The 11,830-nt window shown below is 35.7% G+C and carries 16 protein-coding genes; 6 read left to right on the top strand and 10 right to left on the bottom strand.

Translation table 11 applies throughout. From position 1 onward, the window contains the following. Positions 1 to 737: diguanylate cyclase (locus ACYQ3A_RS11340; protein WP_459897472.1), on the bottom strand; the 737-nt coding region annotated here is incomplete at its 3' end. A 180-nt stretch (positions 738 to 917) separates the two neighbouring features. Here ACYQ3A_RS11340 and ACYQ3A_RS11335 point away from each other — a divergent pair. After that, positions 918 to 1,103: a hypothetical protein gene (locus ACYQ3A_RS11335; RefSeq protein ID WP_459897471.1), complete on the top strand. Its 186-nt coding sequence runs from the start codon at positions 918 to 920 to the stop codon at positions 1,101 to 1,103. 13 nt (positions 1,104 to 1,116) lie between these two features. Here ACYQ3A_RS11335 and ACYQ3A_RS11330 read toward each other — a convergent pair whose 3' ends face one another. The 4 genes from ACYQ3A_RS11330 to ACYQ3A_RS11315 form a co-directional block, all read right to left on the bottom strand. After that, positions 1,117 to 1,341, bottom strand: a complete 225-nt coding sequence (locus ACYQ3A_RS11330; RefSeq protein WP_459897470.1) for an HP1242/YdcH family protein — start codon at positions 1,339 to 1,341, stop codon at positions 1,117 to 1,119. 395 nt (positions 1,342 to 1,736) lie between these two features. Then, positions 1,737 to 1,940, bottom strand: a complete 204-nt coding sequence (locus tag ACYQ3A_RS11325; protein WP_459897469.1) for a hypothetical protein — start codon at positions 1,938 to 1,940, stop codon at positions 1,737 to 1,739. A 25-nt stretch (positions 1,941 to 1,965) separates the two neighbouring features. After that, positions 1,966 to 2,778 (bottom strand): Rpn family recombination-promoting nuclease/putative transposase, encoded by an 813-nt coding sequence (locus ACYQ3A_RS11320; RefSeq protein WP_459897468.1) that lies wholly within the window; start codon positions 2,776 to 2,778, stop codon positions 1,966 to 1,968. Between the two features lie 387 nt (positions 2,779 to 3,165). After that, a complete protein-coding gene (locus ACYQ3A_RS11315) occupies positions 3,166 to 3,624 on the bottom strand; it encodes a hypothetical protein (RefSeq protein WP_459897467.1) in 459 nt (152 codons plus the stop codon). Between the two features lie 516 nt (positions 3,625 to 4,140). Between ACYQ3A_RS11315 and ACYQ3A_RS11310 the strand changes: the two genes are divergently transcribed. After that, positions 4,141 to 4,353, top strand: a complete 213-nt coding sequence (locus ACYQ3A_RS11310) for a hypothetical protein (protein WP_459897466.1) — start codon at positions 4,141 to 4,143, stop codon at positions 4,351 to 4,353. Between the two features lie 31 nt (positions 4,354 to 4,384). Here ACYQ3A_RS11310 and ACYQ3A_RS11305 read toward each other — a convergent pair whose 3' ends face one another. Beyond that, positions 4,385 to 5,158: a PilZ domain-containing protein gene (locus tag ACYQ3A_RS11305; RefSeq protein ID WP_459897465.1), complete on the bottom strand. Its 774-nt coding sequence runs from the start codon at positions 5,156 to 5,158 to the stop codon at positions 4,385 to 4,387. A gap of 195 nt (positions 5,159 to 5,353) precedes the next feature. Between ACYQ3A_RS11305 and ACYQ3A_RS11300 the strand changes: the two genes are divergently transcribed. From ACYQ3A_RS11300 to ACYQ3A_RS11290, 3 genes are all read left to right on the top strand, one after another. Further along, positions 5,354 to 5,839: a hypothetical protein gene (locus ACYQ3A_RS11300; protein WP_459897464.1), complete on the top strand. Its 486-nt coding sequence runs from the start codon at positions 5,354 to 5,356 to the stop codon at positions 5,837 to 5,839. Between the two features lie 431 nt (positions 5,840 to 6,270). Then, positions 6,271 to 6,654 (top strand): hypothetical protein, encoded by a 384-nt coding sequence (locus ACYQ3A_RS11295; RefSeq protein WP_459897463.1) that lies wholly within the window; start codon positions 6,271 to 6,273, stop codon positions 6,652 to 6,654. 1 nt (position 6,655) lies between these two features. After that, entirely contained in the window at positions 6,656 to 7,039 is a 384-nt protein-coding gene (locus ACYQ3A_RS11290; protein ID WP_459897462.1) for a hypothetical protein, read from the top strand. Positions 7,040 to 7,124: 85 nt separating this feature from the next. On the opposite strand, the gene ACYQ3A_RS11285 is transcribed toward ACYQ3A_RS11290, so the two are convergent. The 4 genes from ACYQ3A_RS11285 to ACYQ3A_RS11270 form a co-directional block, all read right to left on the bottom strand. After that, entirely contained in the window at positions 7,125 to 8,459 is a 1,335-nt protein-coding gene (locus tag ACYQ3A_RS11285; protein ID WP_459897461.1) for a replication initiation protein, read from the bottom strand. A 717-nt stretch (positions 8,460 to 9,176) separates the two neighbouring features. After that, complete coding sequence (locus tag ACYQ3A_RS11280) at positions 9,177 to 9,428, bottom strand: hypothetical protein (RefSeq protein ID WP_459897460.1); 252 nt, start codon at positions 9,426 to 9,428, stop codon at positions 9,177 to 9,179. Between the two features lie 12 nt (positions 9,429 to 9,440). Then, a complete protein-coding gene (gene hfq / locus ACYQ3A_RS11275) occupies positions 9,441 to 9,662 on the bottom strand; it encodes an RNA chaperone Hfq (protein WP_459897459.1) in 222 nt (73 codons plus the stop codon). 213 nt (positions 9,663 to 9,875) lie between these two features. Beyond that, positions 9,876 to 9,998: a hypothetical protein gene (locus ACYQ3A_RS11270; protein ID WP_459897458.1), complete on the bottom strand. Its 123-nt coding sequence runs from the start codon at positions 9,996 to 9,998 to the stop codon at positions 9,876 to 9,878. Between the two features lie 517 nt (positions 9,999 to 10,515). On the opposite strand from ACYQ3A_RS11270, the gene ACYQ3A_RS11265 reads away from it, so the two are divergent. Then, positions 10,516 to 11,643 (top strand): HD-GYP domain-containing protein, encoded by a 1,128-nt coding sequence (locus ACYQ3A_RS11265; RefSeq protein ID WP_459897457.1) that lies wholly within the window; start codon positions 10,516 to 10,518, stop codon positions 11,641 to 11,643. The last annotated feature ends 187 nt before the right edge of the window (positions 11,644 to 11,830 follow it).

Below are 11,830 nucleotides of genomic sequence, written 5' to 3'. Positions count from 1 at the left end.
CCTACACTGATGGTTACTCTGAACTCTGGATATTTTTTGAATCTAATGTTTTCGACTGCTTGACGTACCTTTTCTCCTATTTTTAGGGCTACTTCTTTATGAGCCTTGAAGAGAATTATTAGAAACTCTTCTCCTCCATACCGAATGGCTTCGTCCACAAAACGGATATTATTAATTATAGTTTGGGCTATTTTTCGTAATACTTCATCTCCAAAAGAGTGTCCATAGGTATCATTCACTTTTTTAAAATTGTCTATATCGAGCATAAGAATTCCTGTTGATATTTTTCCATGGAATTTATTGAGTTTTACTTTGAGAGATTCAAGGTAGTGTCTATTACCAAGACCTGTTAGATTGTCGATAAAAATGAGATATGAAGCTTTTTGGATTATATCTGTTGCTGAAATTATTCCGACAATTTTGTTTTCTTTATTGACTACAGGTAAATGTTTGATTCCATCACGTATGAAAATTTCTATGCAACTTGTAATTGGGGCATCTTCATTTATTGTAAGCAATTTTTTCTTTTTCTTCTTGAGAAGTTTTAAAGCTTTTCTTATGGTGATGCTTTCATGATTAAAGAAAATCAGTTTTAGGATATCAGTTTTGGTGAGTATATCAATGGGCTTTTTATCTCCGTTTACGATAATTGCACTCCCGATTTTATCTAAGACCATTAAAGTTGCGACTTTTTTTACACTATCGGATAAGTTAACTATGTACGGATTTCTAATCATAAATTCTTTAACGGGGTTACTTAAATTTAGACTGTGGTTTGAAAATTGTTTCATGGCTGTCTTCCTTTCCCCCAACTTGAAGTCTTTTTTCATTTTAACAGTTTTTTAGTAAATAAGAACCTTCCTCCAAAAAGGAGGAAGGAATTCAAGGGAGCTGGTGATTGGTAAGTAGAAGTAGGAGTGTCCAAATATTCTACTATAGTTTATGTAACTCGAGTTCCTGTTCACTTCAACAATTTAACTATGCCTTTCTATGCTACTGTAGTTGCCAGACCTTTAACCTCAATTGATCCAATGCCAATTTTCCATGCTACTTTAGTAGAGAAAAATAGACACTTATTACTTGATACTTTCTATTCTATATAGCTTGAAGTTTTGTTTATTCCGTTTCTTGGGCTTTCTTCATAAGGAGCATCATTTCATCACGGAGTCTTAATCGTTTTATTTTTAGTTTTTCAAGCTTAATTTCCTCTTGAGGGGTTAGAATATGTTTTCGTTCCATTTTATCTATAATGTCATCAAGTTCCTGATGCTTCTTCTCAAGGACTTTGAAGTATGGAAACTTCTTTCTTGTAAGATTTTTTAAATCTTCATCTCTAAGCATTTTTCATCCTCCTTTGTCTCACAATTTAGACACACTCACTTATAATTTGACTTCCAAATATTAAATTTCAAACTCCAAATTTGCAGGAGTTGAAATAGATGTGTATGGTTATTCCAGATTTTCTTCTTTATCTCTTAATGGTAGTTCTTACTCTGTCTCTTGCTTTTATGGCACTGGTTTTATCAGACACGATAAAACTTCCCTTTGATAGGGACAGTTTCGACAATAAGGAAAGAACGGAAGGAAAATATTCCCCAGCTTCCAGAGAATGTTCCAAGCTACATACTCAAAAAACGACCGTTTAAGGCATAGATAATCCCGTTGAAAAAGTATAATTTTCTCCGAAGGTTATCTCTTATAAAATTCTGCAAAATACCTTTTTCACAAAATTGCTTCTACTTCTCCTCTTTTTCCTTCTGCAATTCAGCTATTGCTTTATTCACAAACTCCAGAGACACTTCCAGTAATTCAGCTATTTCTTCTGGGGGGAAGTTGCCTTTTAGGTGGAGTTTTTGAATGGCTTCCTTCCTTACTCTTTTAACTCCTTCTTGAAAGAACGGGTCTTGCTTTATCATTTCCTCGGTAATTGTAAGCGGCATCCTATCCTCTGATAGTCAAACTCAATTACTGCTTTTTGTTCAGCAAAGATTCAACCTCTTCAACAGGAAGGTCTAAAAGCTCTGCTATCTCTTCTGTAGATTTTCCTTTCCTATAAAGGGACATAACAATTCTTCGACGTTCTCTTTTAGAACCCTTTTCCAGTCCTTCTTTTTCTCCTCTCTTCATGCCTTCCTGGAAAAACGGATCTTGCTTTATCATTTCTTCCGTGATTGTCAGTGGCAACTTTTTCTCCTCCAATATGCGTTTAAGCTCTAATTTTAATTTAGGACGATATTTGAGAGCTATGGAGAGCTTTTCTAAATAATCCTGTCTTGCCTTTTCAGGGTATTCCATTAGCTCTTCTGACAGTTTCAAAATGTAACTTTCAAAATCTTCAACGTTACAGAGAACTGCAAGTATCTTATCTTCCATTTTCTCACTTTCCATCAGCTCTCTGCACTTTATTTCTTTCATACTCTTGATTTCATAGGTATAGACTATTCCGCAATCCCTCAGCTCATTTTCCATTCTTGGATTTCCATCTCCAGCAAACAAAACCATCTGTCTGATAGGTCTGTCAGGATAGCGTTGTTTGAGGAAAATGTAATACTCAAGCATTCGTAGGTGCATTCTCTTATCTGATTGACTCTGAAACTCTAAGTGGAAGATTGAACCGTCATCAAGCTCCAGAACAAAGTCAGCCCGTCTTTCTTTGACCGATGGAAAGGTATTGTCAAGGAATCTGGTTGCTTTATGTCCTGTAAGAACATAAACGAACTTCTCCGGAATCTGCTGAACCAAGTCCCGAAGAAGGATGTCCATTTTTTGTTTGCTCAATGAATCCCTCCAGTTAAACTTAAAAATCTTTCCCATACGGGATGAATTTTCCCATCAAAGTTATCTCTATTTATGCCATATAGGAGACTTTTTAAACTTCCCTTTAAAAAGGCTTTTAAAATGCCCTTTAAACTGACTTTTAAAGCTATTTTTAAAACTGCTTTTAAACCGACTTTTAAAGTGTCTTTTAAACAGGTTTTTAAAACCCTCTTTAAACTGACTTTTAAAATGCAGTTTAAAACCGCTTTTAAACGGCTTTTTAAAAAGAGTTATAAACCAGCTACCTGTTAACAAGCCTATTAATAACCCTGTTTTCTGTTCATGGAGATAGACCTATCCTTTTTCTATCATTTACGAATAGCTGAACTTTCCTGCATTACTTATAAGTCAAGAATTTTCAATGCTTCTTCCGAAAATCTCCTCTATTAACTCTTTTCTCCTCTTCTCCCTCAAATACCTGTTATAGACCCTCATCCTAACTTTATCTATCAGCTTCTCTATATGTCTCGGTAACTTCCCTCTTTCATTTAAAGGAATTTTGAAAGCCGTATTGAGAATAAACCTGACTTCTTCCTTTTTTATCGTTTCTCCCTTCTTCTTTAAACGGTTAGAGTAAAGGCTTTCGAGATATTCCTCCAGTTTAGAGGAAACTTTTATCTCCTTATTCTTTCTCTTTCTCCTCCTCATTATCTTCTTGTAAACTGCCTGAATTTCCCTTGATGGATAGCAGGTCATTATTCTTTCTAAGTCACTCCTTTTAAGACCTCTTTTCCTCAGTCCCTTGGCAACTTCTTCTATCCATTCAGGACGTAGTGGATCAGAAAAAGAGGATATCACCCCATTCATAAAATCATACCTCCCTACCAAAAATTCTAATCTTGATATAAAGGTTTACCTATCCTTAACTTACAGGCAATATATTCCAATTACGTATGATATTGTAATCGTTACGTATGTGGGAATTTGTACTATTGACTACATAATAGTACAAACTACATAACTACATACCGAATTACTCTGTAATCACCTGAATTTTTCTTAAAACCAATTTTTCCAAGTCACATTAAATACTCTAAACATCGCACTTCACTGTCTATATGATAAAACTTCATCTGTTACGGTTACAGCGTTTCCCCAAGTAACCACTAATTTCAATCAAAGAAAAAGACTTTCCTTTCTACTCCTTGACGAAAAGAGAAAAACTTCTATCTAAAAATTAGAATTAAGAATAAGTAGGCACCCCCTACCACCTGATGGGTGATTTCTGCCCTCCTCCACCTACAGAACAACTGCCAGCTCCGGCTGGCAGTTCCTTTTCAAAAGGAGATTAAAACTAAGGAAAATTTCAGAAAAAGCTGTAAAATGATGATTGGACTGGCAACCTGTGGGGGTTTCTCTCTCAAATTCCTTACAGGAACCTCTCTTTCTCTGTTCTTCAACTGCCAGCTGTTGCTGGCAGTTTTTTTAATCGTTACCTACATGGACAAGACGGATGACTATGTGGTCCACAAGGATGACATGCAGGACAGCAAGAAGAAGTTAACCCCAGAGTTAATATCGATACCAAAACCATGAATACCATTACTATTTTTCTCATTGTAACCCCTCATAATTCATAAATATCCTCAAAGTCAAGAGCGTTAGAGTTTTTCCTGTATTCACTTACCAAAAGTTCCAATAACTTTCTTATTTCTCTCTGTCTGTCAATAATGTACCTGAAAATGAATTTGTAAGCTTCTGAACTGTTCTTCAAACTTAGGAATCTTATTCCTACCTTGACAATTCCTTCAAAAATTTCTTCCTTCTTAGTGACTTCACCCAAAAAAGAAACTTCTTTCTCTTTTATTTCTGTTTTTACACCAACTTTTTTGAAAAAAAGAAGGTTCATTTCAGTCTTTATCTCGGGCTCTAAAATTTTAGAGTCTTCCTTAAAGAGTATTCCCACTCCCCCAGTAGATATGTCATAAACATTCAAAATCAATGGATATAATTCTTCTCCCTTTCCACAGAAGGAATTAAATGACAAATCCTTCATACACTCATTTCCTTTTAAAACGAGCTTGATAGGTCTTTCTCTGGATACTGTAACTCTCAAGTTCTGTCTTTTAAATATCTCACCATCTATTAAATCTGGTTGCTTGGTAACAAAAATAAATCCTCTATCTCCAGTACTCAAAACTTTAAAACGAAATACCTTATCACCAAGCTTGGTAAGAAATTCCCGAGTATGACTTATGACAGACAAGAATCTATAAGACCCCATCCACACAAGCTTTTTCTCATCTACAGTAAGAAGAGAAACTTTCTCTTTTACCGGAATCTCTTCAAAAAAAGTAATAGCTTCTAACTCTTCACCAGGATAAATGTCAATTTTCTCCATCAGTCCAACTTTCCTATTAGTCTTTAAAATTTTTTGCTTATTTTAAAGCATGCACACAGCAACCATACCTGCAATGCCGAGGAGCTATATCTTCTGCTCTATTTTGTATTCTCCTTGCCCCTCCTTTTTTCTCTTCTTAATACAATCAAACTTCAATTAGAATTAGACTAATAGCCGATTAACAAAGGAGTAATCATGGACAACATCGAACTTCTCAAAACCCTCGCTAAAGAATACGAAGGAGATTTACTAAACCTTTGCGACGATAAAAGGCTCGTAAACGTCAAGTACACTTCCGGAAGTTTGCCAATTTTCTCCAAGCTGGAGATTCTCGTAGTACCAAATAAAGACTCACTTTTTAGTAAGGATTCTGATTTTCAACTGTTTGTTCTAAGAAACTTTCATCCAATTATTAGCCTCATACTTGAAAGTGGAGATATATCAGAAGAAACCATTGAAGAAGTAAGACAGCAAGTTACCGATGGTATTTTTTCCTTTGTTAGGCTCAAAAAGGGATATGCAGAACTCCTAACCGTAGCAGTCAGCAATCCAAAGAAAAGAGGTGTCTATTACTATCCTACTCCAGAAAGTAGAGCTGTCCCTCTCATAGAAATACCGGAAGAGGGAGAGGAAAACTTCACAATTCATCTGGAAAACATCGAAGTCATACCCGAAATATGAAAAACAATACACGGGGAGAGAAGATAAAAACTCCCTCTCTGACCACTCTATCAGCCTCTCTGGAACGATTCGACTCAAAAAATAGGTATGAATACCTGAAAAACGAAATCGGGCGAATATATCGATGAGACGAATAAAATCAGAAAAACCTGGAATCTAAAAAGAGAGAACTTCCAGTAGGAACACTACCCTACCACTACCGGAAACTGCATTTTTCTGAATGTGCCCACATAATATATTTCTTCTTCTTTCAAACTTTAACGCTTGTTATAGTTATCTTCTTTCTTAATCTCTTTTAAAACGTCGACTGTACTTAATACTTGTATTTCTTCTGTATTGTATCTGTAGTTATGTACGATAACTAAATCTCTCACACATAAGTGATACAATTTCACATGCAGTAGTTACATTTTTGTTATAGGTAACCGTCAATGGACAGCTGGCTTGAAAGTATCTTGAAGGAGCTTCGAAAAAGAGGAAGAAAGAGGTCAGACCTTGAAGCCATTATGAGGCTCTTTCCGTCAAGGGAAATAGAAGCTGTCTGGAAGAAACTGAAACGGATTAGAAAACTCAAGGGTAAACAGGGAAAAGTCGAGCAATGGGTTGATTCTTACATGACCAGATATTATTCCGAATATGGGAAACTTCCAGAGAAAAAGCTGGTTAGACAGCTCCTGAACAAGTACTTCCAGATTAAATTCCGTTCTGATGGAAAACTACCTGCAAACATAGAGCTTACAATAGAAAAGGTTAGAAGAAGGGTTTATACCAGAATCAAGCGGAAAGAAAAACGGAAGAAAGAAAGGGAAAGTTAAAATGGAACTTGAAGAGGTTCTTCGGTTCCTGAAAGAGAGACAGAAGTTAGAAGACCTGAAAGCGGTTCTCTCCGTTTATTCTCTCGAAATCGTGGAATCTGCTTGCAAGTCAATATGCAGAAAGAAAAGGAGACAGAAGAAGAGAAAGAAAAAGGGAACTATCGAGGAATTCTTAGAGTTTACACTCGAAAAAGGCTATGAAAGAGAGGGCTTTTTCCCAGCAAGAGAAGAGTTAAGAAAGATAATTCACGAACACTTTTCCGTTCCACTAAAGGAAGACGGAAAACTACCAGCACATATTGAACTCTTGATTACAAGAGTGAAAAATAGGGTAAAGGTAAGAATTCATAGAAAGAAGAAAAAACAGAATTCAAGTAATCCGTAGGAAAATTGGAAGACTACATTACAGTACAGAAAGCTTACAGGTATTAGGCTACAAAACAAGAGGAATACAACTAAACCTTACTTTCTCAAATCTCCTCAAAAATTACTTCCTTGCAGAAGACCTCTTTTAACTCTTCTGTATACTTTTTAAGAAGGTCTGCTACTATTCTGTCAACACACTTAAAGACAACTTTCTTATTGTTTTCAAAGGCTTTAAGAACCTTATCCTCTCCAAAATAAGTCTTATAGAGGATTTCCTTTCCCTCTAATTTCTTCCTTCCCCAGTCTCTCAATATCTCCAGAAGTCTGGGCTTTTCAGTAAGCGGTGTTTCTTTATCGCTTTTAACTTCACTTTCAAAATATTCTTTGGCTTTCTTCAGCCAGTCCTTTACCTGTCTTGAAGTCATAGAACGCAGAAATCCCCAAATGTTTTTGATTTTCTTTTCCTCAGCCACAACTTCAAGATAGGCTATGAGAATGGCTTTATCCTCATCGGATAGTTTGTCGAATGGGATTTCTATCTTCTCCGATCCTGGTGGAGCTACTTCTTCCACAGAAATAGCGTAATTTCCTTCTCTGGTTTGGTAAAGCTCCATTCTAAGATTGGTTTGATGATTAATCTCTTCTATAGCACTTTCCAAACGCTTGATAATAGTTGAAGGACGTAAATATTTTGGATTAGCCAAGGAGTTAAGAGCATTACGATACCAATACTTTAAATCACTATCCAAAAAAATTTGCCAATTCGTAGAAGATTCTCTTGGTTTAAACTCCAAAGCAAGCATATAAAGTCTTTTAGCTATCTCTTTTCTCAATTTACGAACTTCTATCCACAACGGACGTCTATACCACGTAGTATCTTTGCATATCTTGAGAAAATCCTCATTAAAAGTAATCTCAACTTTCGCAGGTTTTCCTCTTCCTTGCGTCCTAATTTTCCAATCATCTATAACTCCAAAGTATGCTTCTATAACTTCTCCATTCCAAACAAAACTCCTTGGAAAATAATAAGTATGATTTCTCCAGATAACCAAAAGTCTTCTTAACTTATCCGCCCAAAATTTTCCTCCAGAAGTCGCATTAAATACTTCCCTTATTACTTCTCGAATGCTCCCAAATTCTATCTTTCTCTTCCAGCCATTCTTTTCCAAGTGAACAAGTAAATACAACAGCAAGTCAACAGCTTCTGCATTCGGAAATTCAACACCATTAGCTATACAAACTTCTCCAGTTGGAATTCTCTTTCTGAAGACATAAAGACCTTTAAGAATTCCCTCTTTCTCTCTTTCTAATTTTTCGATAGCTGTATCAGCATCCGTAATCATTAATCCAGCAATAGTTATATTGTGATCAACTTTGGGGGCTCCCTCTTTTACCTTTTCAATCTCTGCATCTATTTTTGATATGTGTGTAGTAACCATAATAATAACCCCAAATGTTAACAATGTCTTTTCCAAAAATATTATACACACTAAAACTGTGGTTATCCACTAACGGAACTGTGGTTATCCACTAACGGAACTGTGGTTATCCACTAACGGAACTGTGGTCTAATTAGTTGATTACCAATCTCTTGCCGTTTTCCACCAAATATGTACACCAAATATGCACACCAAAATATTTACCAGCATCCGCTGATCTAAATTTTTTTTTGAGAACGAAAAAGGAAAAAAAGCCACTTACAGGAGAAAGAAACCTTAAAGCAAATCCTAAAGAAAAAGCATCTCTCCTAAAAACAAAGCCTTACGGCTTAAAATTAAAAAGCAGCTGCGGGAGTTAGGATTACCTAACTTATGAAAGCTTTTTGGCTTATGTAGTCTCCATGTAGTCAATTATGTAGTTTGGTTATGTAGTCTAAAACAGTTTTTTTGTAGTCAATTTCTGCGGGGGGTAGCTTAAAAAAAGCTTCCTCCCTCGGAGAGGGAGGAATGGGATGGATTTCCTGGGGATGCCTGAACTGGAACGGGATATTTAACTTAAAATTAATTCTATGAGATAACTTTTCAATATACTGAAATTTATAACGTTAATATATTCGCTCATTTTCGCTTTCCAAGTATATAACTCTGTTTTTTGTGAAAAAATGCCTCAGAGAGGCTGATAGAGGCGTCAGAAAGGAAGTTTTGAATAGGAGAAGACTACCATTTAAGCTCATTATCAGGAGCATACATTACAAGACTTTGATAGAGAGTTACTAATCTACCGTTTTCTTTTATCTTGTCTATTTTGCGGACATAACCTCTTTTTTCCAGTTTCCATACATAGCTTCTTATCGTACTTTCCCAGTTGATATTGGCTTTATCAAGATTCCAGGTTTCTCTTACAAGCTGATTGATAGTGAATGTTCTCATTCTTTTAAGAGCATTGATTATCTCTTCTCTTGCTTTCATTTTGATTAGTCCTCACTTTACCTGAGAAAACAAATTCTTTATAGGTTTTTCTGGAATGATTGAGGATATTTCACTTTTGTAAATTAGACTTTGTCCTTTACTACTTTCTAAGAGGATGGTGAATGAGTCAAAAAAAATGATTTTTCCTTCGAGTTTAGTTCCTTTTGTGAGAAAAATACTGACTTTCATTCTCTCTTTTCTCAATCTGTTTAGAAAGCTATCTTGCACGTTCATGGTTTCCGATACCTCGCTTAATGTTTCACTTGCTTATTAAGATATATGTAGATTTTTTTATTTCAAATTTGGACTGATTGATGAAGTTAAGAAGATCTCCCCCTCCTAATTGAAGGAGGAGAAATACCTTAGGGGATGGGAGTTTTGAGGGAAGCCAGATTTAAGTTTTGGTTTTATGGTCAAATAAGCTTTTCTATAGCTTTGTAAGAGAAATTATATTGCAGAAAAGTAATCGTCTTCAAAAGCAAGAAAAAAGGGAATAGGAAAATAGACTATGCTGATTTTTAGAATCAGCTTAAAAGAATCGGGAGGTTTATAAAAATCTTCAAGAATCATTTTAGACTCCCTTAGTGTGGAATCTATGAGAGTAGTTCTGGTTTTGCCATAGGTTAAGAGTCATATTTGATTGGTTCTTTTAGAAGAAGAATTCCGCCCACGAAGGGGCGGTGATTGGAAGAGGAGGATTAGGGGAATGGGGTTAACGTATGCTGACACTCCTCTCAACTTTCAAACGAATTTTATGGAATTAGGCGATTTCTAAATTAGAGTTTATTATAATATCATACGGTGGTAAGTACTATCATCTGCTATCCTCCTTCGGCAGAGGGAAATTGCCTGCCAGCATAGGGACTGCTGGCAGGTCTAACTCTTTCAGCTATTTCTCTTCAGCTATTTCTCATTAAGGAATCCGTAAAACGGAAATATTCTAAACAGAATCTTGATATTTCTTTTCTTGTGGAATTAATTAAGCGGTTAAAAATTTCTTTTTGTTTATTTTTCAATCTTTAATTAAAGATGGATTGATAGACTAAGAGCGAATGGGATTGAGAGTAGGATAGGGAATTTCGAGATAATGATAGAAGGCAGAGAAGCTACGCTAAAGATTGTTTTTGAAGAAATAAATGAGTTTGAAAAAGAACATGAATGGCTTAAAAATTTTAATATCTTGTTGAAAGCTCTTTCTCTTCGGGATTCTTACACAGAAGGACACTCACGGAGAGTTGCTATTTACTCTTACCTTATAGGAAAAGAACTCGGTTTTGAGAGGGAAAAGTTATCAAGGATATACGCAGCTGCCTTTCTACACGACATAGGGAAAATAGGAATTCCTGATGCCATTCTCCTAAAGCCTTATTCACTCACTTCTTTAGAGAGAAAGCTTATAGAAAGACATCCTCTTCTCGGGTATGAACTTCTAAAGGACTATGACTTTCCGGTTATTCTTGATATTGTCTTAAAGCATCATGAAAGACTTGATGGAAAAGGATATCCATTAGGAATAAAAGATATCCCTTTTAGTGTGAACATAGTCAGCGTTGCAGATGTATTCGATGCCCTTACAACTGATAGACCATATAGAAAGGCTTTATCTCTTGAAGAAACTCTCTCAATCATAGAAAAAGATTCTGGAAAGGCGTTTTATCCTGAAGTTGCAGAAGCTGGAATAAAGATATTACAGAAGGTAGGAGTACTGGATATTTTTCGTGGTTCTCTTCTTACAGAAGATTTAGAGAAGTTTCGAAAAGAAGCTTTCTTTACAGACGTCATAACGGGACTTCCTACCTTTAGCAAGTGGAAAGAAAAAATAGCTTCCCTTCAGGATAGGAATGATATAGTCTATGTAGTTTTTGACATAAAGGGACTTCTTCTCATCAATCTTACTAAGGGATGGGAAAAAGGAGATGAAATACTTGGAAACATAGGTGATGAGCTTCAGAGAAAAAGAGTAGGTGAGTTTTGTCGGTTTACTGGTGGAACGTTTCTGGGAGTAGTTTTAAAAAAGAATTTTTTCAAATTTCAGGGGGTTTTGAATGATATAAGTACTAAAAACCAAATTACGATTTATGAAGCTGATCTTGAGGGAAAAACTGTCAAATCGATAGAAGAAATAGTTGCGGTTCTTATTAAACGGCTTCGAGAAAAGAAGAAGTTTTCCACTAAAGGAGGATTGGAAAAGCTTATTAGAAAACGCTGGAGATAGTGAATCAGAGAAATGTTTGCATGTGTATGCTGAAAGCATAAAAAACATTGTGTATTAATGTTTTGAAGCATCGGGGGGGGGGGTGATAAACACAACTTTATTTTTCCCTTCTTTTTTGGCTTCTTTAAGAGCAAGGTCTGCCCTTTCAATGCAGTCCTCTATGTTGTTGGAGAAACATAGAGTTGCT

Source organism: Desulfurobacterium crinifex (genome assembly GCF_054656775.1).
This window is presented reverse-complemented; position numbering and strand designations above follow the sequence as displayed.